Raw genomic sequence first — 19198 nt, 5'->3', positions numbered from 1 at the left:
TCCCATGACCATTCTGCCGAATTCCGTCGAGGCACGCGATATCGCCTACCAGATGCATCCAAACGTCAATCTGCGTAAATTCGAAAAGACCGGTGGTCTGGTCATCGAAAGTGGTGAAGGCATCTATGTGACCGACAGCAGCGGCAAGCGTTATATCGAGGCGATGGCAGGGCTTTGGTCTGTGGCGCTTGGCTTCGGTGAACAGCGACTGGTGGACGCTGCGACGAAGCAGATGCAGAAGCTGCCCTATTACCACACCTTTTCCTACAAGACGCACGGCCCGTCGGTCGATCTTGCCGAGTTGCTGATCGAACTTGCACCAGTGCCGATGTCGAAGGTCCATTTCACGTCTTCGGGATCGGAGGCGAACGATCTCGTTGCCAAGATGGTGTGGTATCGCTCCAATGCGCTGGGCAAAAAGGACAAGAAGAAGATCATTGGCCGCATCAAGGGTTATCACGGCGTGACGATTGCCTCTGCCTCGATCACCGGCCTGCCGCGCAACCATGAAAGCTTCGACCTGCCGCTGGACCGCATGCTGCATACGGCCTGCCCCTCCTATGTGCACTTCGGCAAGCAAGGTGAAAGCGAGGCGGATTTTACCGCGCGTATTCTGAAGGAACTCGAAGATCTGATCCTCAGCGAAGGCCCGGAAACCGTCGCCGCCTTCTGGGGCGAGCCGGTGATGGGTGCCGGCGGGGTTCTTCTTCCGCCTGAAGGTTATTGGGAAGGTGTGCAGGCGATCCTGAAGAAATACGACATTCTGCTTGTCGTGGACGAGGTCATCTGCGGGTTCGGCCGCACCGGCAAGATGTTCGCCTGCGAGACCTACGGCATCGAGCCGGATGTGCTTGTCGTTTCCAAGCAGATATCCTCATCCTACATGCCGCTGTCGGCGATCATCATGAATGACGGTTTCTACCAGCCGATCGCCGACGAATCCGACCGGATCGGCTCCTTCGGCCATGGTTATACCGCCTCCGGCCACCCGGTCGCGACGGCCGTCGGTCTCGAAAACCTGAAGATTATTCAGGAGCGCGATCTGGTCGGTAATGTCGCGAGGCTGGAAGGCAAGTTCCTCGATCATCTGAAAGCGCTTTCCGGCCATCCGCTGGTGCACTCCTCGCGCGGCGTCGGTCTTCTTGGCGCGCTGGAGATAAAGCCGTGGGAAGGTACGAAGCCGGGCGATGCGACGCTCGCCATTGCCGCCGGCATTGAGGATGAGGGCGTTATCACTCGCCCGATCGGCGAATCTATCTGCTTCTGCCCACCGCTGATCATCACGGCCGAGCAGCTTGATGAGCTGTTCGCCGGCGTTAAGCGGGGATTGGACAAGGTTGCGGCCGCACGCGCCTGATGACGTTGCGAATGTCCCGGCCGGTTCGTCCGGCCGGGCGCCGCTGTTAGCTTGCCTTATCCCCTGTATGCCACAAGCACCGCGCCGCAGGCGATTAGCACCACACCCAGCCAGTTTGGCAGCGACAGCCGTTCCCCCAGAAACAGAACCGCGAAGACGGCGACGAACACGACACTGAGCTTGTCGATGGGGGCGACGCGGGCGGCATCGCCGATTTTCAGCGCCCGGAAGTAACATATCCAAGATGCGCCGGTCGCCAGCCCCGAAAGCACGAGAAACGTCCAGGTCCGCGCCGAAATGGTGGAGGGCTGTTGCCAGTTGCCGGTAACATAAACCATCAGGCCAGCGGAAGCGAGAATGACGATGGTGCGTATGAAGGTCGCGAAATCGGAATTGACGTTTTCGATGCCGATTTTCGCAAAAATCGCAGTCAATGCCGCAAAGGCCGCCGATAGCAGCGCCCAGAATTGCCAGGCCAGAAACAGGTTCTTCATAAGGGCCTACTCCGTTTTTCGCATTCGTTCTCGCTCGATCTGGCCTATAACATCCGCACGGCGATAAAAACCGTTTTCGACGGTTGGGAGGGCTTCAAACGATGAAAGGCCGGAGCATCGATCTGATGCGCCGGCCTTCATGCGAGAGCCTGCCCGGACGAACCGGGACAGGCTGGACCTTGGGAGGTCGTGTTATTCGGCGGGCTGAACCGCACCCGGAAGCGAATCCACATCGGCGATGCCGGTGAATTCTTCCTTGCCGCTGAGAACGCGGGCGAGCTGCTCCTGATCCAGTTCACCTTCCCAGCGGGCAACAACGATGGTGGCGACCGCATTGCCGACGAAGTTGGTGAGTGCGCGGCATTCCGACATGAAGCGGTCGATGCCGAGGATGAGCGCCATGCCGGCAACCGGAACCGACGGCACGACGGAGAGCGTTGCGGCCAACGTGATGAAGCCAGCGCCTGTGATGCCGGCAGCACCCTTGGAGGAGAGCATGGCCACGAGCAGCAGCAGGATCTGTTCGCCGAAGGAGAGGTGGATGCCGGTCGCCTGTGCGATGAACAGGGCAGCCAGCGTCATGTAGATGTTGGTGCCGTCGAGGTTGAAGGAATAACCGGTGGGGATGACGAGACCGACGACGGAGCGCTTGCAGCCCGCCTTTTCCATCTTGCTCATCAGGCCCGGCAGGGCGGCTTCCGAAGACGAGGTGCCGAGAACCAGCAGCAGTTCTTCCTTGATGTAGCGGATAAGCGCGACGATCGAGAAGCCGTTATAGCGGCAGACAGCGCCGAGGACCACGAACACGAACAGTGCTGATGTGACGTAGAAGGTGCCGATCAGCATCGCGAGGTTGGTGACGGACGAGATGCCGTATTTGCCGATGGTGAATGCCATGGCGCCGAAGGCACCGATGGGGGCGGCCTTCATCAGGATCGCGACCAGCTTGAAGATCGGATACATCATGGCATGCATGAAATCGGTGACGGGCTTGCCCTTTTCGCCGACGATACCGAGCGCGATGCCGAACAGCACGGAGAAGAACAGCACCTGCAGGATATCACCGCTGGCGAATGCGCCGACGATGGTGGTCGGGATGATGTTCATCAGGAAGCCGGTGATGGTCTGCTCATGGGCCTTGTCGGCGTAGGTCGCGACGGCCTTGGCATCCAGCGTGGCCGGATCGATATTCATGCCGGCGCCCGGCTGCACAGTGTTGGCGACGATGAGGCCGACAATGAGCGCGAGGGTGGAGAACACGAGGAAGTAGATCATGGCCTTGCCGGCCACGCGTCCAACCTTCTTCATGTCGTTCATGCCGGCGATGCCGGTTGCGACGGTGAGGAAGATGACGGGAGCGATGATCATCTTGACGAGACGTATAAAGCCGTCGCCGAGCGGCTTCAGCTGTTCGCCAAAGGCCGGATAGAAATGGCCAAGCGCGATACCGGCGATAATGGCGACCAGAACCTGGAAATACAGGTGCTTGTAGAATGGCTGCTTGGCGTGGCCTGCCGCCACGGTTGTTGTATCGATCATGTTTTTTCCTCCTCGGCCTCACCCTGCCTTAATTGGCCTCCCGGGATCGCCGTGTCGTTGACGGCTTCGCGCCGATTGAGGAGTCATGTGCAATACGCATGCCAGACTTGCTTATTTGGTGTAACTGGCTGATTTAAAAAGTTCTTTTTATTGACGCCGTATCAGCTCGCCGGTGTATGTGCGGATATCCGGACAAAACCTCTTGCGGTCTGTGTGTAAATCCGCACAATTGTCGCATGACCCAAGAAGATCAGGCCTCTCATTCCCAGGCACGACGGCGCGCTCAATGGCTGGCGTTGGCGGGCTTGTGGCTGCTCGTCAGCCTGGGAGTTCTGTTGGTTGCCGATGAGTTTGCGCGAAACCAGGCAATACGCACCGCCGCGTCCGAGGCCTCCACCGATGCCGAACTCAAGATCGCGCTTCTGAATGTCGCGCTGGAGCGGCCGCGCGCCATTCCGCTGGTTCTGTCCGGCGATCCCGACCTTGCGACTGCGCTGGATGGCGGTGGCGCGCCTGCCATTGACCGGCTGAACCGCAAGCTGGAGGGGCTGATCGAAGGTACGCAGTCCTCTGTCATCTATGTGACCGGACCGACCGGCTTGACAATTGCCTCCAGTAACTGGCGACAGGCCGACAGCTTCGTCGGCTCCAATTATGCCTTCCGCGAATATTTTCAGGCGGCGATGAATACCGGCATGTCCGAACATTATGCGCTTGGCAATGTCAGCCGCCGGCCGGGCCTTTATATCTCGCGCCGCATCGATGCCGCAGACGGGCGGCCGCTCGGCGTCGTCATCGCCAAGGTGGAGTTCAACCGTCTGGAGGCGGATTGGAACATCGGCGGCAAACCGGTCTATGTGGTTGACAGGAACGGCGTCGTGCTGATGACGAGCGTGCCGGATTGGCGCTTCAAGACCGTAGCGCCGATTGACGAGGCGCGACGCAAAGCCATTTCCGAAAGCCTGCAATTCGGTAACGAGGCGCTTACGACGCTGCCGTTCCGGATGGCGCGACTCTCGAGCGACGGCGTTCCGCTCGTCCGTGTCGATGACCCGGCAAGTGAGCGCGGCGATTATCTGCGGTTGGAAACGCCGGTGCCGACGACCTCATGGACCCTGCATTATCTGCAGCCGGTGGCACCGGCGCTGAACGCCGCCATTCGTGAGGGCAGGGTGGTGGCGCTGGCAACGCTGATGCCGCTGATGGCGCTTTCGGCTCTGTGGCTGTGGCGCAGGCACAAGGCGCTGAGGGAAAAGGAAGAGGAGCAGCGCGCCCGCACCGAGCTGGAAATGAAGGTGCAGGAGCGCACCCGTGACCTGACGAGGACCCGCGACCATCTTCAGGCGGAAATTGCCCTGCACGAAAAGACGACAGGTGAATTGCGCAACGTGCAGCACGAGCTGGTGCAGGCCAACCGTCTCTCCATTCTAGGGCAGGTGGCGGCGGGCGTTGCCCACGAAATCAACCAGCCGGTAGCGACGATCCGCGCCTTTGCCGACAATGCCCGCACCCTGCTGAAACGCGACCGCATGGCGGAGGCCAACGAAAATCTCGAAAACATCGCGGCATTGACCGATCGCATCGGCACGATTACCGGCGACCTGAAGATATTGGCGCGCAAGGGCCGCACCGCTGCCGAACCGGTCAGTCTCAAACTGGTCATCGAAGGCGCGGTGATGCTGTTGCGCAGTCGTTTTTCCGGACAGATGGATGCACTTGATATCGTGTTGCCGGATCAGGACCTGAAGGTGCTTGGCAGCCGCATCCGGCTCGAGCAAATTCTCATCAACCTTCTGCAAAACGCACTGGAAGCCACTGAAGCGATTGATGCGGCGCGTGTCGAGGTGCGGGTGCGCGAGGAAGGGGACATGGTCTTGCTTTCGGTCAGCGACAATGGGACCGGCATTCCCGAAGCGATCCGCGCCCAGCTTTTTTCTCCCTTTAATACATCCAAGGAAAGCGGCCTAGGCCTTGGTCTCGTCATCTCCAACGATATCGCCTCCGATTATGGCGGGCGTATTGAGGTAACGAGCAGCGAGGCACGCACGTCTTTTTCCGTATATCTGAAGCGAGCATGACATGATGGCAGGTGGAACCATATTTCTGGTGGATGACGACTCCCAGCTGCGCAAGGCGATGGTGCAGACGTTGGAACTCGACGGATTGCCCGTCACCTCCTTTTCCCGCGCCGAACAGGCACTTGCGGCGCTCAACGAGGATTTCGACGGCGTCGTCATCACCGATGTGCGCATGCCCGGCATGACCGGGCTTGAGTTCTTCGACCATGTCCGCAGGATTGATGCCGATCTGCCGGTTATCCTCATCACCGGCCACGGTGATGTGCCGATGGCGGTCGATGCCCTGCACAACGGCGCCTATGATTTCATCGCCAAACCATTCCCCGCCGAACGCATGGTTGAAAGCGCCCGCCGCGCGCTGGAAAAGCGCCGCCTCGTGCTGGAAAACCGCGCGCTTCGCCGGGCGAGTGCTCAAGCCGAGGACGATTTGCCGCTGATTGGCCAGACGCCCGCCATGGAACGCCTGCGCACCACGCTCCGGCACATTGCTGATACGGATGTAGACGTGCTGGTGGCAGGTGAGACGGGCAGCGGCAAGGAAGTGGTGGCAACGGCGCTGCATCGCTGGAGCAAGAAGCGATCGAGGGGCAATTTTGTGGCACTGAATTGCGGGGCGCTGCCGGAAACGGTGATCGAAAGCGAGCTTTTCGGCCATGAGCCGGGTGCTTTCACCGGTGCGCAGAAAAAACGCGTTGGTCGCATCGAACATTCAAGCGGCGGCACGCTGTTTCTCGACGAGATCGAAAGCATGCCGCTTGCCGTACAGGTGAAGATGTTGCGCGTTCTGGAAATGCGCGAAGTCTCGCCACTTGGTTCAAATGAGGAGCGACCGGTCGATATTCGCGTGGTGGCGGCGGCGAAGGTGGATCTCGGCGACCCGGCCGAGCGTGGCACGTTTCGCGAGGACCTATATTACCGGCTGAATGTGGTGACGCTGTCGATACCGCCGCTGCGCGAACGCAAGGCGGATATTCCGCTGCTGTTTTCGCACTTCGTCACCAAGGCCGCCAACCGGTTCAACATGCCGGTGCCGCAGATCAGCGCCGGCGTTTCCCGCCGCCTTAACGACTACGACTGGCCGGGCAATGTGCGCGAACTCGGGCATTTCGCTGAAAGGGTAGTATTGGGGCTGGAGATGGATGCGGCCACCACGACTGTTTCGCAATCGAGCATTCCGGCTTCCGGCACCCTGCCGGAGCGAATGGATGAAATAGAAGCGCAGATCATTCGCGAAACGCTTGTGCAATCTAATGGCGACGTGGCCGAAACCATTGCGACACTCGGCATTGCCCGCAAGACCTTTTACGACAAGCTGCAACGTCACGGCATCAACCGGGCGGATTATGTGAAAAACGGCGCTGCTTGAGGTGCCGCAGGATCTGGGGTGACACTTAATGAAAAGCCGCGGACGTTTCCGTCCGCGGCCTGATTATTAACAGCGATAACTGCGCAGACGTTGTCCCCGATCAACCCGCTACGCAGAAATGACGCTGGCCGTCGTTGCCGACATAGGTGCCGGAGCGGCCGTTGAAGCTGCGATAACGTTGCGAGCAATAGTCGTACCAAGCATTCGTCCACGGCTCGATGGTGCGGTAGGTACGGCGTTGCTGGTAGTAGCCGGAATTATTGTCATACACCGGTTGGGCACGGTAAACCGGTGCCGGACGATAGACCGGAGCGGGTCGATAAACGGGCTGCGGCTGTGGCTGATAATAGCGGTAGTCCGGCTCTTCGTACACATAGCTCGGTTCATAGCGACGCGGCGGGTCGATATAGACGCGCTCGTCGTCTACCGGTGCCGGGCGGGAAAGGGCTGAGCCAACGGCGACACCGGCGGCAAGGCCAAGCACGCCACCCAGAATGGCGGCATCGCGACGGTCGCGGCGGCCCCAGTCATCGGCGGATGCGCTGTTGAAGGGCACGATGGTGGCGGCGGCGACGGCGATAGCCAGAACGGTTTTAGCTGCAAAGGACGACATGATCTTCTTCCATCCGGATGGCAGGGCGCTGCCAGTTGCAAATTCGATGGTTAAAGAAATATAGCGCGCCTGCTGAACGGGCGCTGAATGAATTGTGGCGGCTGGCGACAGCTCGCAATTCCTGTTTGCGCAAGCCGCGCTTCGCGCTAGAACTCAAGTTCAAACAGGACAATTCCATGAGCCTTGCCCATATAACCGTCAATTCCGATTCATCCCACGAAGACCGTGCCCAGGCTATTCGAGATACGCTGCGCGACGCCATTGTCGACCGACGGCTTGCCCCGGGAACGAAGCTGTCGGAATCGGAAGTGGGAACGCTGTTCGATGTCAGCCGCACGGTGGTGCGGGCGGCTCTTCAGATGCTGGCTTACGAAGGACTGGTCAAGGCCGAGCGCAACCGCGGCGCTTTTGTCTCCAATCCCACACCGGACGAAGCGCGGCAGGTTTTTGCTTCGCGCCGGCTGATCGAGCCCGGCGTTCTGGACGCCGCAATCGAAAAGATCACGCCTGCGGCGGTGAAGCAGCTGAGAGAGCATCTGGTTCAGGAAAGCCGCCACCAGCATGAGCGCGGCCCGCACGCCAGGCGCGCGGAAATCAAGGCATCAGGCGATTTCCACCTGATGCTGGCCTCGCTTGCCGGCAATGCCATCCTCGAAAAATTCATGGACGAACTGGTCGCCCGCTCGTCGCTGGTTATCGCGCTCTACGGGCGCTCGGGCGTTTCAAGCTGCGGCCACAACGATCATGCCGACCTGCTCGATGCACTGGAGGCGAAGGATGCGGCAAAGGCCCGTGCCTTGATGCTGCAGCACCTCGATCACATAGAGGCCGATCTCGACCTTCGCATGAAGGAAGGATTGGCGCTGAAGGATGCACTGGCACTTTGAGCGGCCACCATCCCCGCCTTTCAGACGGGGATAAGCGCCCTGTCGCACTTCAGGCTGCGTAACGGCTGAGTGCCAGATCGTGCGTGTCTATCTCGGGCTTGTTCCCGCTGATGAGATCGGCAAGCACACGGGCCGAGCCGCAGGACATGGTCCAGCCAAGCGTACCGTGGCCGGTGTTGAGATAAAGATTGCTGTAGCGGGTGGCGCCGATGACAGGCGTACCATCCGGCGTCATCGGGCGCAGGCCGCACCAGAATTTCGCCTGGCTCTGGTCACCTGCGCCGCCGAACAGGTCTTCCACCGAATGGGCCAGAGTTTCCTGTCTTGCTGCGGGCAGATCCTTGCTGAAACCGGCGATTTCCGCCATGCCACCGGCGCGGATGCGCGAGCCGAGCCGGGTGATCGCCACCTTGAACGTCTCGTCCATCACGGTCGAAACGGGCGCGCGTTCCTCCTTCACGATCGGAACCGTGATGGAGTAGCCCTTGACCGGGTAAACCGGCAGGGTAAGGCCGAGCTGGCGGACGAATTGCGGGGAATAGCTGCCCAGTGCGGCGACGAAAATATCGGCTTCCACCAGCCCCTTGGTGGTTTCCACGGCCTTGATACGGCCTGCCTCGACGATGGGGCGCATGATGCCGGTATCGTAGATGAAGGTGACACCCGCCTCTTCAGCCATGCGCGCAAGTTCGGTGGTGAACATGAAGCAGTCGCCGGTTTCATCACCGGGCAGGCGCAGGCCGCCGACGATCTTTTCCCTGGAAGGAGAAAGGCCGGGCTCGATGGCGGCGCAGCCGTCGCGGTCGAGAATTTCGAAAGGCACGCCACCTGCCGTCAGCACGTCCACATCCTTGCCGATGGCGTCGAACTGCTTCTGGGTGCGGAAAACCTCCAGCGTGCCCTGCATGCGCTGGTCGTATTCTATCCCGGTTTCGTCGCGCAGCGCCATCAGGCAATCGCGGCTATATTCGGCAATGCGCACCATGCGGCTCTTGTTGATGGCATAACGCGCCGATGTGCAATTGCGCAGCATCTGGCTCATCCAGCGCCACGCCGCCGGATCGGCGGTCGGGCGGATGATGAGCGGGGCATGTTTCATGAACAGCCATTTCATGGCCTTCATCGGAATGCCGGGCGCGGCCCATGGCGAGGAATAGCCGGGGGAAACCTCGCCGGCATTGGCAAAGCTGGTTTCAAGTGCTGCCGCCGGCTGGCGGTCGATCACCGTCACCTTGTGTCCGGCTTTGGCCAGATACCAGGCGGAGGTCACGCCGACGACGCCGGCTCCGAGGATAGTGACGTTCATGATCGTCTCACTTATGGCTGACAGATGTTGAAGCGACGGCCGGGGTTTCGCCCGGCTGAATATAATTGCGGCGGTAACGGCGTCCGAGGCCGGTCAGGATTTCATAGGCGATCGTGCCCGCATCCTCGGCAATGTCTTCCAGCGTCTGGTCAGGCCCGATCATCTGCACGAAGCTGCCTTGCGTCAATGTTCCCAAGGGCAGGGCGGATATGTCGAGAATGATGCTGTCCATTGAAACTCGACCAGCAATGGGCAGGCGAACGCCATTGTACCATGCCGCACCGCGATTGCTGAGCGATCGCGGCAGGCCATCGGCATAACCAGCCGCGATCGTCGCAAGCCGCGTCGGCCCGGCTGCTTCGAAAGAGCCGCCATAACCGACCAGCGATCCGGCGGGAACGTCGCGGGTCTGAATAACGGCGACATCAAGCCGGACAACCGGTTTCATCGGGTTGGGACGGGTAACGGAGGGCGCGCCGCCATAAAGCGCAATGCCGGGGCGTAGCAGGGAGTTGTGATAGTCGTTGCCCAGAAAGATGCCGCCGGAATTGGAAAAACAGACGGATACATCAGGAAAAGCGACAGCGGCTTTTCGCATCACAGAGAGTTGGGCGGCATTGGAGAGGTGATCCGGCTCGTCGGCGCAGGCGAGGTGGCTCATCACGAAGGCGACGTCGATGTCATCAAGCAGTTGCGGCCGGGAGGCGAGGACTTCAAGCTCTTCGGGAGAGAGGCCGAGACGGCACATGCCGGTATCGATCTGCACTGCGGCGGGTAACGTCTTGCCAAGATTTTTGGCGTGGGCCGCCCATTGGGCGATCTGCTCGAGCGAATTCAGAACCGGTGTGACGGCCATGGCTGCGCAGGAGGCTTCGTTACCGGGTTGAAGCCCGTTGAGGACGAAAATCCGCGCTTCCGCTGAAAGACGCAGCCGGAGCGCCAGCGCTTCATCGATATGGGCGACGAAGAAATTCCGGCAGCCCGCGTCAAACAGCACCTGCGAGACGATATCCGCGCCGAGGCCGTATGCGTCAGCCTTGACGACCGCTGCCGTCTGCGATGTGGGTGCCATTGCCGCAAGCGCGAGATAATTATCGCGCAATGCGCCAAGATCGATGGTCAGATGGCCGCTTGCACCACCCGCTGCCTGCTGGCGGCTGATCTGCATGTCCATGGTCGTTCACCCTCATTTTTATCATATGAGAGTATTGCAACGATTGTCGAATTTCTTGGCTATTGTTCGAATAAGATGCGATAAAAATGCAATCTACGCAACTTTCATTGTCGTATTGGAATTTTCTATGTCGTCACTCGACGCGACCGACCGCCACATCATCCGCCTGCTCCGGCTCAATGCCCGCATCAGCAATGCAAAACTTGCTGCGGAAGTCGGCCTTTCGGCCTCCGCCTGTCTTCGCCGGGTCGATATTCTGGAACGGGAGGGTATCATCCGGGGCTATACGGCGCTGACCAGCGGCCTTGCCGGCGGCGAGGTGATCTCGGTCATCGTGCAGATCACGCTCGACCGCCAGACGGAGGATTTTCTCAACAGGTTTGAGAACGCGGTGCGGCGTTATCCAGAAATCCGCGAATGTTACCTGATGACGGGCGGGTCGGATTATTTCCTGCGATGTGAGGCGGAAAGTGCGGGCGATTTCGAGCGCATCCATAAGGAGATTCTGTCGAAGCTGCCGGGTGTTTCGCGGATTCATTCGAGTTTTGCGATCAGGAATGTGCTGGCGACGCCGAAGGCGCGGTGAGTCGTTTTTTCGAGAGGACAATTACGCAGCGGAATATGCGGTTACCCCTCTGTCCGGCAGGACAGAGGGGGATAAGCCCCTCACTCTGCGTATCGATGTCACCCCCACCACCGATAAAAATGATGCACCGGTCCCCGACCGTTCCCGACGGCAAGCCCCCGACCAGCGTCAAGCGCCCCATTCAGATAGTCCTTCGCAAGACCAACCGCCTCACGCAATTCACAACTCTTGGCCAAATGAGCCGTAATAGCTGCCGCCAGCGTGCAGCCGGTCCCATGGTCGTTTTTCGTGTCCACTCGCATAGCGGAAAGCGCCTGCACGGTGCCGTCTGCAAACAGATAATCCGTACTCTGCGGCCCGTCGCCATGGCCGCCCTTGATGAGCACGGCTTTCGCGCCCACCTTCAGGATCATCTCGGCCTGACGGGTGATCTCCGCCTCGGTGTCTGCAATCGGCAACCCGGTGAGAAGCGCTGCTTCAGGCAGGTTCGGCGTGACGATGGTGGCGAGCGGCAGCAGGTCGCGCCGCAATGTCTCGATCGCATCCGCATGCAATAGACGGTCGCCGGAGGTCGCAACCATCACGGGGTCGAGCACCACCGGCTGGGGCTGCTGCCGAAGCCTTGCAGCTATGGCCGCGATGGTTTCGATCCGCGATACCATGCCGATCTTCACCGCATTGACGGCAAGATCGGAAAAAACAGCGTCCATCTGCGCGACGATGGTGGTGACGGAAATATCCTCCACTGCCGTCACACCTTTGGTGTTCTGGGCGGTGATGGCGGTGATGACGCTGGCGGCATAGGCGCCGAGTGCCGAGAAAGTCTTGATGTCGGCCTGAATGCCAGCGCCGCCGCCGCTGTCTGAGCCGGCGATGGTCAATGCGATTGCTGTCATGACTGTCTCGCTTTCAGCGCTGCATCGACTGCCGCGCGGAAGTCCCTGGTTGTGCTGGCAATATCGCCTGCGCGGAAGATTGCAGAAATGACGGCGACACCATCCGCACCGGCAGCGATGACGTTCGGCACCCGGGCAAGATCGATACCGGCGATGGCGCCCACCGGCATGCCCGGCCGCAATTCGCGGAGCAGAGTGCGGAGCGTCGTAAAGCCGTCAAGGCCGACAGGCTTGTCTGGATTGACCTTGGAAACGGTTTCGAACACGCCACCAATGCAGGCGTAATCGGCGGGCATGGAGGCCGCCCGCTCGCCATCGGCGCGGTTCTTGACGGTGAGGCCGATGATCGCCTTATCTCCAAGGATGCGTCTGGCGGTTTTGGCATCCATATCATCGGCGCCGAGATGCACCCCGTCCGCGCCAGAGGCGAGCGCCACATCCACCCGGTCGTTGATGACCAGCGGCACGCCCGTGCCGGCAATGGCTTCGCGAATGGCGCTGGCGTTTTCGATCATCTCCCGCGTGGAGGCGTGTTTGTCGCGATATTGCAGAATGGTCGCGCCGTTGAGTGCGGCCGCCAGAGCAAGCTCGCCCAAGGGCGCAACATCGCCGAGGCTCGCATCGACCAGCGCGTTGAGACGGTAATCAACCTTGTTCATGCTCAATCCTCGCATGGTTTATTATGTCTTCGCCGGAAATTTCTGAAAGCACATCCAGAAATGCCGGCTCGAATGTGCCGGGGCCTTTGGCGTTTTTCGCTGCCAGTTCGGCTGCTACACCCGTGATGGCGAGGGCGGCGGCGGCGGCCGTCAGTGCGTCTTTTTCCACCGCCATGAAGGCGGCGATGACGCCACCCAATAGGCAACCCGTGCCTGTCACTTTCGCCATCCACGGGTGACCATTGACGATTCTGACGCTCCTTGTGGCATCGCGCAGGTTATCGACAGGTCCGGTCTCTATCCTGATGGCGTTCAGAACAGCACCGATCAGGCTCATCTCAGCGCTGTTGCCGCGCACGATGGTGGGTCCAAGCGAGATCAGGTCACGCGCGAACGCCAGTCGCGATGGCGAATAGTCGCAATGCACGGGGTCCAGAATCCACGGCTTGCCAGCCGCGCGGGCGATCTCGACGGCAAATCGAATGACTTTGCGCCGGTCGGCGTCGAGCGTGCCGAGATTGATCGTTACCGCATCGGCTTTCGTGACGAAAGCACCGATTTCTTCGAGTGAGGTTGTCATCGAGGGTATGCCGCCGACGACGGTAATGCCGTCCGCGGTGAATTTCTGTACCACGGTGTTCATCAGGCAATGTACGCGCGGGCGCGTCTGCCTTACCCTTTCGAGGATCTCTGCGGCCTTCGCCGCAGTCGGAAAACTGTTTGCCATGGTTATTGCAACTCCACGGCAATGTCTTCCACCGCCGGCGCCTGCTTGATCAGTTGCATGTCCTGCATGAAGGTGCCGAAGCGTGTGTAGCGGGTGCGATCGAGTGCGGCTGGACGTTTGGCGAAACGCGGCAGCGTATCGAAAAACGCCTGTTTGTTCAGCGCGTCGTCAAGGTTCGGATAGGCCTTGATGAAAAGCTGCCAAGATTCTTGTGGGTGGTTGGTGATGAAAATCGCGGCCTGCTCGACGGCCGAGAGAAAACGCGGCAGGCGGCTATCTTTCACGAGATCACGATGGGTGACGAAGATGAGCTCGTCATATGCGGGCACGCCATGTTCCTCGGGGAAGAACGAGCGGCCTTCGTGGCCCTCAAGCTTCATCTGCGTCAGTTCGAAATTGCGGAAACCGCCAAGCGTGGCATCGACCTTGCCGGCGATCAGGGATGGCGAGAGTGAGAAATTGACGTTGACCAGTTCCACATCGTCTTTCGTCAGTCCCTCCTTCTCCAGCATCCGCTTCAGCATCGCATCCTCGAAGCCGGAAACGGAGAAGCCGACCTTCTTGCCCTTCAGGTCCTTCAGGCTCTTGATCGGCCCGTCGGCCAGAACGGTGACGGTGTTCAGCGGGGTTTCGACCAGCGTGCCGAAACGGACGAGCGGCAGCCCGGCATCGTGGTCTAGATAGAGGTTCGGCTGGTAGTGAACGCCGATATCGGCCTGTTTTGCCGAGACGAGACGCGGCACGGCGGATGGGTCCGCAGGCGGAACCAGCTCAACGTCCAGCCCGGCATCTGCGAACAGGCCGCGTTCCTTGGCGATCACCATCGGTGCATGGTCCGGGTTCACGAACCATTCCAGCAATACGGTAAGCTTGTCGGCCGCCTGCGATTGCACGGGCGCAAACACGCTTGCTGCCGCGACGACGAGGGAAAGAAGAGTTCGTTTCATGGTGCCGAAAGTCTCCGCAAATGTTTGAAAGGAATGAGATGGTCTGTTTCTTTGGCCCAGGGGGCGAGGTTGGCCGTTGCCCGGTCGACGACAAGCCGCAGCAGCACCGCCATGAGGGCGAGAATGGTCATGGCGGCGAACATTGTGTCGGTCTGCATGCGGGCATTGGACTGGATCATGACAAAACCGAGCCCGGCGGAGGCGCCCACCCATTCGCCAATGACCGCGCCGAGCGGGGCGAGCGGAGCTGCGACCCTCAGCCCGGAAATGAGTGAGGGAAGCGCCAGCGGCACACGCAGCCGGGTGAGGATTTGCCAGTGGCTCGCCTCCGTCAGCGAGGCGGCATCGAGGATCGTCCGATCCGTGCGATTGAGGCCGTCGGTGAAGGCTGAAGCGACGGGGAAAAAGATGATGATCGCCGTCATGACAACTTTCGAGGCCATGCCGAAACCGAACCAGAGTACGAGAATAGGGGCCAGCACGAAGACAGGAAATGCCTGCAGCACGAGAACCATGGGCCAGACGAGGCGGCCAAAACGCGGGACGGCGGCAATCGTAAAGGCAACGAGAATGCCGGCGGCAATGCCAGCCGCAAGCCCGACAGCCATTTCACCTGATGTCACCATGGCCTGTCCGAACAGGAAGGCTGGCTGGCGCAGGAGTGCTGCGGCAACATCGGCGGGCGAGGGCAGGATGTAGCGGGGAGGCGCGAACAGCCAGATGCCCAGCTGCCAGACAAACAGAATAAGAACGACGCCCTTCAGCGCATGGGAGGCACGCATCGGCCGGGGCTCAGACGCAGCCGTACCGTATACGAAGGGAAGGATGTTTCATCATCATCGTTCGGTCTCCAGCTGTGGCGATCACGGAGATCCGGGCAAAGCGGAGAAGAGAAAGGGCAGTAACGCAAACGCGCTACAGTTTCCGTTCCTACGCCGGCATGACCCGGATCAGGTTCAAGGGTCCGGCTCATCGCCATCTCAGCACCGTCTGGTGCTCCCCTCGGAAGAGACTGTTTTGCTAGGAGGGTTTTGAAGTAATGTCAACGTTGAAAGTTAACGAGAATATTGGCGAATTTGCCGCGAACATATTAGTTGTTGATTATATTAAGTTTATCAAAAATTAGTTATTTATTGAAACCGCTTTTCAATTCCGCTGTATTAGCTTCAGCTCCCAGATTGGTTGGGGGCGAACTTGAAAAACTTCTGGCAAGAGAAATCTGGAAATTTTGGCATTCTGACCGCGCTGCTCATGGTGCCTCTGTGCGGGGCTGCCGGTGTGGCGCTCGATATTACGCGCGGCATGTCGGTCAAAGCCGATCTGCAGCAGGCGGCGGATTCCGCGGCTCTGGCGGCAGTCGCCGATATGTCCGCAAGTGTTCAGGCGGCAAAGAAGATGTCGGGGGACGGTGTCATTCCCGTCGGCAATGAAGAAGCCCGGGCATTCTTCGATGGCAATCAGCGCGGCGACGCGGACTACACCATAACCTCTGTCGATGTTTCGGTGATCAAGCACGGCAATGTGGTCGAGTCGTCCGTCAGCTTCAAGGCGTCGGTCAGCACGACGCTCTCAGGGCTTCTGGGGAAGGATTTCGTTTCGGTTGCCGGCACGGCCACGGCCAAATACGAAACGGAAACCTTCAGCGATTTCTATCTTCTGCTTGATAATACGCCCTCCATGGGAGTGGGCGCGACACCCACGGATGTCGCCACCCTGGTTGCGAATACTGGCGATAAATGCGCTTTTGCCTGTCACATCGTGAAGGACGGCGTGGCAGACCCGAACAGCTATTACTTCAAGGCCAAGAAACTCGGGGTCACGACGCGTATCGACGTGGTTGCCAAGGCAACCGCCAGCCTGATGGACACGGCAAAGTCCACGCGCAAAAGCAGCAATCAATATCGCATGGCCGTCTATACCTTTGGGGAACGGGCGGAAGATACCAAGCTGCTTGAGGTCGTTTCGCTAACATCGGATCTGGACGCAGCAAAGAAAAAAGCTGGTGAAATCAACCTGATGTCGATCCCCTATCAGGGATACAACAACGACCAGCAAACAGATTTCGACCGGGCACTGATCCAGATTGGAGATAAGGTCGGCAGTTCGGGCACGGGCGCAAGCTCGGCGAACCCGGATAAGGTTATTTTCTTTGTTTCAGACGGGGTGGGCGACAGTTACAAGCCGTCCTCCTGTACGAAAAAACTGACAGGAGGCCGCTGTCAGGAGCCGATCGACATCAAAGACTGTACGAAACTGAAGGAAAAGGGTTTTCGTATCGCGGTGCTTTATACCACCTATCTGCCGCTGCCGACGAATGACTGGTATAATAGCTGGATCAAGCCCTTTCAGGCGGAAATCGGCTCACGCATGCAGAGCTGTGCTTCCCCGGGCCTGTATTTCGAAGTCAGCCCGTCCCAGGGCATCAGCGACGCGATGACGGTGCTGTTCAAGAAAGCCATTACATCACCACGCCTGACGGGCTGATGGCCGTTTAGCGAGGCCTGTTAGAGCATCGGTTGAACGCCGCAATATCTGCGGCGTTTTTTGGAAATGGCCGGAAGGTGATGCTTCAAGCGATATTGCGAAGCTGTTCAAATAACGCAGTAAAGGGCGTTTCAGCGCGGTAGAACACAGCCGGCTGGCCTATCGGAGCCTCCACGGTGATCTCGTGCCCGCCAAAATACCGCGCGCCACTCCAAAGATGCATCCATTCCCCATCGCCCGGAAGGTAAAGCGTGCGCTGCGTCTCCCCCGCCTTCCACACGGGTGCGACCAGCATGTCGGCCCCATAGAGATAGCTGTCTTGAATGGCATAGGTCTGCCGGTCGTTCTCGTGATGCAGGAAAAGCGGGCGCTGTACCGGCAGGCCGGTTTTGGCTGCTTCAGTGGAGAGCGATTTCAGATAGGGGGCGAGTGCGACATAGATTGCCGTCATGCGGGCAAAATGGCCAAGAACGGTCTCGTCCTGATCGATCTGGAGATTGTCGCGCGGGCGATTGCCCTCATGGGTTCGCATGACAGGAGTAAAGGCTGCCATCTCCGTCCAGCGCATGATGAGTTCCGGGGTTCTGACATTGCCGAACAGGCTGGTATAACCGCCAATGTCGGAATGGTGATAGGCATTGCCGAGAAGACCGGAGGACAGCGCACCGCATATGACAGTGACGAGACCGTCATGGCGGGAGAAATCGACGGACTGGTCGCCGCCCCACAGCAGCGGGCAGTGGGCTTGCACACCGGTAAAGCCCGCCCGCATGAAGAACAGCGCTTCGCCGGTTTTGCCACGGCTTTCAACAGCCTTGGCGTTGACCTCTGCCCAGAGCGTCGGCCAGGCATTGTGCATCAGCTTGGCGTCGATGCCGTTCGATAGCGTGATGTCGATCGGCAGATATTCGCCGAAATCGGCCATCCAGCCGGAAAGGCCGAAATCCAGCATGTTCTTGCCGATGATCTCTTCGGAAAACCACTCAGCTGCGGCCGGATTGGTGAAATCGACCACGCCACAATCGAACTCGCCGAAATCCACGAGCGCCGTCTTGCCGTCCGCGCCGGTGGCGAAATAACCGGCCGCTTCCGCCTCCGGAAAAAGCGGGCCGTCGACGCAGAGATAGGGGTTCACGTATCCCAGAAAACGAATGCCCTGATCGGCAAGCTCGGCGATCTTCTGACGCAAATGCGGATAACGCGCCTCATTGGCCTGCCAGTCCCAGAAGAGCCGGGCGCCGAAGGATGTTTGGCGAAGCCCCACCCAGTCCTCGCACCACAGGCCGGAGACCTTGGTTCCGGCAGCGCGGATTTTTTCCAGCCGTGCAAAGGAGTTGGCGCCATCCTTTAACCCGATGATCGCGCCGCTATAGACCCACTCCGGCAGTTCCGGCTGGCGTCCGAACCGCAGCGAGAGGGCGGAAACGATATCGGTGAAACGATCGCCAGTGAAAAACTCGATCCTTTCGGGGATTGCCCAGATCTCGACTTCGTGGAAATCTTCGTTGCGGAAATCGAAGACCGAATAGGCGCTGGTTTCCACATGCAGCGCATATTTGCGCGACGACAGATAGGTCGGCTGCGGGTAATTGGTGTTGTAATAATCGCCACCCGCCTTGCCGCTGACGTCAGCCTTGAAGGTGATTTCAGCGGTCTTGTCGCGGCCGACGCCGGGTTCGGAGGTCCAGAGCGGAAAGCGGCGACCGCGCATGTCGAAATAGGACATCTGTTCGCCACCGCCCCAGACATGTTCGTCCTCATTTGCGATGATCCGCATCCACAGCCGATTGATGGTTTCATCCACCGCCGTGACCCTGATGGCATTTCCATCCAGCGCCAGATGAAGGCGCGCGGCCTGCCCGGGTGCGGAAGACAGCGTAACGCTGTCGCCACTGACTTCGGCGTGGCGGAGCGCAGTTCGTTCGATGACATAGTCCTCGATATCGAAATTGCCGCGATACATATCCATCCGCTCCTTGCCCAAACCGGCGAAGAAAGCCGGGTTCTCAGGCGAATGAGAAAGAATGGTGTGGCTGCCAATCGCAAGCGTGAAGCCGTCTTTGGTCTTTTCGAATTGCATGACTG

The 19198-nt window shown here is 59.6% G+C and carries 17 protein-coding genes and 1 riboswitch; of the genes, 6 read left to right on the top strand and 11 right to left on the bottom strand.

Annotation, left to right across the window (positions count from 1 at the left end; genetic code table 11):
• Positions 1-4: 4 nt before the first annotated feature.
• Positions 5-1357, top strand: coding sequence for an aspartate aminotransferase family protein (locus ASD46_RS11655; protein WP_013761561.1), 1353 nt, complete (start codon positions 5-7; stop codon positions 1355-1357).
• A gap of 56 nt (positions 1358-1413) precedes the next feature.
• On the opposite strand, the gene ASD46_RS11650 is transcribed toward ASD46_RS11655, so the two are convergent.
• Together ASD46_RS11650 and ASD46_RS11645 are read right to left on the bottom strand one after the other, a co-directional pair.
• Positions 1414-1851 carry an EamA family transporter gene (locus ASD46_RS11650; RefSeq protein WP_013761560.1) on the bottom strand — a complete coding sequence of 146 codons (438 nt, stop codon included), beginning with the start codon at positions 1849-1851 and terminating at the stop codon, positions 1414-1416.
• Positions 1852-2043: 192 nt separating this feature from the next.
• The gene (locus tag ASD46_RS11645; protein WP_013761559.1) at positions 2044-3390 is read right to left on the bottom strand and encodes a dicarboxylate/amino acid:cation symporter; all 1347 of its coding nucleotides are present in this window, start codon (positions 3388-3390) and stop codon (positions 2044-2046) included.
• A gap of 236 nt (positions 3391-3626) precedes the next feature.
• On the opposite strand from ASD46_RS11645, the gene ASD46_RS11640 reads away from it, so the two are divergent.
• A complete protein-coding gene (locus ASD46_RS11640) occupies positions 3627-5468 on the top strand; it encodes a sensor histidine kinase (protein ID WP_025595693.1) in 1842 nt (613 codons plus the stop codon).
• 1 nt (position 5469) lies between these two features.
• Positions 5470-6834 (top strand): sigma-54-dependent transcriptional regulator, encoded by a 1365-nt coding sequence (locus tag ASD46_RS11635; protein ID WP_013761557.1) that lies wholly within the window; start codon positions 5470-5472, stop codon positions 6832-6834.
• Positions 6835-6934: 100 nt separating this feature from the next.
• Here the strand turns inward: ASD46_RS11635 and ASD46_RS11630 are convergent, their stop codons facing one another.
• A complete protein-coding gene (locus ASD46_RS11630; RefSeq protein ID WP_003510838.1) occupies positions 6935-7447 on the bottom strand; it encodes a BA14K family protein in 513 nt (170 codons plus the stop codon).
• A 176-nt stretch (positions 7448-7623) separates the two neighbouring features.
• Between ASD46_RS11630 and ASD46_RS11625 the strand changes: the two genes are divergently transcribed.
• The gene (locus tag ASD46_RS11625; RefSeq protein ID WP_025595694.1) at positions 7624-8334 is read left to right on the top strand and encodes a GntR family transcriptional regulator; all 711 of its coding nucleotides are present in this window, start codon (positions 7624-7626) and stop codon (positions 8332-8334) included.
• Positions 8335-8383: 49 nt separating this feature from the next.
• On the opposite strand, the gene ASD46_RS11620 is transcribed toward ASD46_RS11625, so the two are convergent.
• Together ASD46_RS11620 and alr are read right to left on the bottom strand one after the other, a co-directional pair.
• Positions 8384-9640 (bottom strand): D-amino acid dehydrogenase, encoded by a 1257-nt coding sequence (locus ASD46_RS11620; protein WP_003510835.1) that lies wholly within the window; start codon positions 9638-9640, stop codon positions 8384-8386.
• A 7-nt stretch (positions 9641-9647) separates the two neighbouring features.
• A complete protein-coding gene (gene alr, locus ASD46_RS11615; protein WP_013761555.1) occupies positions 9648-10814 on the bottom strand; it encodes an alanine racemase in 1167 nt (388 codons plus the stop codon).
• A 127-nt stretch (positions 10815-10941) separates the two neighbouring features.
• On the opposite strand from alr, the gene ASD46_RS11610 reads away from it, so the two are divergent.
• A complete protein-coding gene (locus tag ASD46_RS11610; RefSeq protein ID WP_003500727.1) occupies positions 10942-11400 on the top strand; it encodes an Lrp/AsnC family transcriptional regulator in 459 nt (152 codons plus the stop codon).
• Positions 11401-11498: 98 nt separating this feature from the next.
• On the opposite strand, the gene thiD is transcribed toward ASD46_RS11610, so the two are convergent.
• The 5 genes from thiD to ASD46_RS11585 are packed head-to-tail and all read right to left on the bottom strand — an operon-like array spanning position 11499 to position 15411.
• Positions 11499-12296 carry a bifunctional hydroxymethylpyrimidine kinase/phosphomethylpyrimidine kinase gene (gene thiD / locus ASD46_RS11605; protein WP_013761554.1) on the bottom strand — a complete coding sequence of 266 codons (798 nt, stop codon included), beginning with the start codon at positions 12294-12296 and terminating at the stop codon, positions 11499-11501.
• Entirely contained in the window at positions 12293-12955 is a 663-nt protein-coding gene (gene thiE / locus ASD46_RS11600) for a thiamine phosphate synthase (protein ID WP_013761553.1), read from the bottom strand. The genes thiD and thiE overlap by 4 nt, the downstream gene beginning before the upstream one ends.
• Positions 12942-13682, bottom strand: a complete 741-nt coding sequence (locus ASD46_RS11595; protein ID WP_060642284.1) for a hydroxyethylthiazole kinase — start codon at positions 13680-13682, stop codon at positions 12942-12944. The genes thiE and ASD46_RS11595 overlap by 14 nt, the downstream gene beginning before the upstream one ends.
• A gap of 2 nt (positions 13683-13684) precedes the next feature.
• On the bottom strand, positions 13685-14629 hold the full coding sequence (locus ASD46_RS11590; protein ID WP_013761551.1) for an ABC transporter substrate-binding protein: 945 nt from the start codon (positions 14627-14629) through the stop codon (positions 13685-13687).
• The gene (locus ASD46_RS11585; protein WP_013761550.1) at positions 14626-15411 is read right to left on the bottom strand and encodes an ABC transporter permease; all 786 of its coding nucleotides are present in this window, start codon (positions 15409-15411) and stop codon (positions 14626-14628) included. Before ASD46_RS11585 ends, ASD46_RS11590 begins: the two co-directional genes overlap by 4 nt.
• Positions 15412-15539: 128 nt before the next feature.
• A riboswitch (TPP riboswitch) is annotated at positions 15540-15642 on the bottom strand.
• Between the two features lie 181 nt (positions 15643-15823).
• Here ASD46_RS11585 and ASD46_RS11580 point away from each other — a divergent pair.
• A complete protein-coding gene (locus tag ASD46_RS11580) occupies positions 15824-17113 on the top strand; it encodes a TadE/TadG family type IV pilus assembly protein (RefSeq protein ID WP_013761549.1) in 1290 nt (429 codons plus the stop codon).
• A gap of 85 nt (positions 17114-17198) precedes the next feature.
• Here ASD46_RS11580 and ASD46_RS11575 read toward each other — a convergent pair whose 3' ends face one another.
• Positions 17199-19193, bottom strand: coding sequence for an alpha-glucosidase (locus ASD46_RS11575; protein WP_013761548.1), 1995 nt, complete (start codon positions 19191-19193; stop codon positions 17199-17201).
• Positions 19194-19198: the final 5 nt, after the last annotated feature.

This window comes from Rhizobium sp. Root491 (assembly GCF_001427205.1).
Taxonomy (GTDB): domain Bacteria; phylum Pseudomonadota; class Alphaproteobacteria; order Rhizobiales; family Rhizobiaceae; genus Agrobacterium; species Agrobacterium tumefaciens.
The sequence above is the reverse complement of the archived record's forward strand: the minus strand, read 5'-3'. Positions and strand labels throughout refer to the sequence as shown.

Coding starts and splice junctions, on each gene's coding strand:
- ASD46_RS11625 (WP_025595694.1), top strand. CDS start 7,624: ATGAGCCTTGCCCATATAACCGTCAATTCCGATTCATCCCACGAAGAC.
- ASD46_RS11585 (WP_013761550.1), bottom strand. CDS start 15,411: ATGCGTGCCTCCCATGCGCTGAAGGGCGTCGTTCTTATTCTGTTTGTC.
- alr (WP_013761555.1), bottom strand. CDS start 10,814: ATGGACATGCAGATCAGCCGCCAGCAGGCAGCGGGTGGTGCAAGCGGC.
- ASD46_RS11575 (WP_013761548.1), bottom strand. CDS start 19,193: ATGCAATTCGAAAAGACCAAAGACGGCTTCACGCTTGCGATTGGCAGC.
- thiE (WP_013761553.1), bottom strand. CDS start 12,955: ATGAACAAGGTTGATTACCGTCTCAACGCGCTGGTCGATGCGAGCCTC.
- ASD46_RS11650 (WP_013761560.1), bottom strand. CDS start 1,851: ATGAAGAACCTGTTTCTGGCCTGGCAATTCTGGGCGCTGCTATCGGCG.
- ASD46_RS11640 (WP_025595693.1), top strand. CDS start 3,627: ATGACCCAAGAAGATCAGGCCTCTCATTCCCAGGCACGACGGCGCGCT.
- ASD46_RS11630 (WP_003510838.1), bottom strand. CDS start 7,447: ATGTCGTCCTTTGCAGCTAAAACCGTTCTGGCTATCGCCGTCGCCGCC.
- ASD46_RS11635 (WP_013761557.1), top strand. CDS start 5,470: ATGATGGCAGGTGGAACCATATTTCTGGTGGATGACGACTCCCAGCTG.
- ASD46_RS11610 (WP_003500727.1), top strand. CDS start 10,942: ATGTCGTCACTCGACGCGACCGACCGCCACATCATCCGCCTGCTCCGG.
- ASD46_RS11620 (WP_003510835.1), bottom strand. CDS start 9,640: ATGAACGTCACTATCCTCGGAGCCGGCGTCGTCGGCGTGACCTCCGCC.
- ASD46_RS11595 (WP_060642284.1), bottom strand. CDS start 13,682: ATGGCAAACAGTTTTCCGACTGCGGCGAAGGCCGCAGAGATCCTCGAA.
- ASD46_RS11590 (WP_013761551.1), bottom strand. CDS start 14,629: ATGAAACGAACTCTTCTTTCCCTCGTCGTCGCGGCAGCAAGCGTGTTT.
- ASD46_RS11655 (WP_013761561.1), top strand. CDS start 5: ATGACCATTCTGCCGAATTCCGTCGAGGCACGCGATATCGCCTACCAG.
- ASD46_RS11645 (WP_013761559.1), bottom strand. CDS start 3,390: ATGATCGATACAACAACCGTGGCGGCAGGCCACGCCAAGCAGCCATTC.
- thiD (WP_013761554.1), bottom strand. CDS start 12,296: ATGACAGCAATCGCATTGACCATCGCCGGCTCAGACAGCGGCGGCGGC.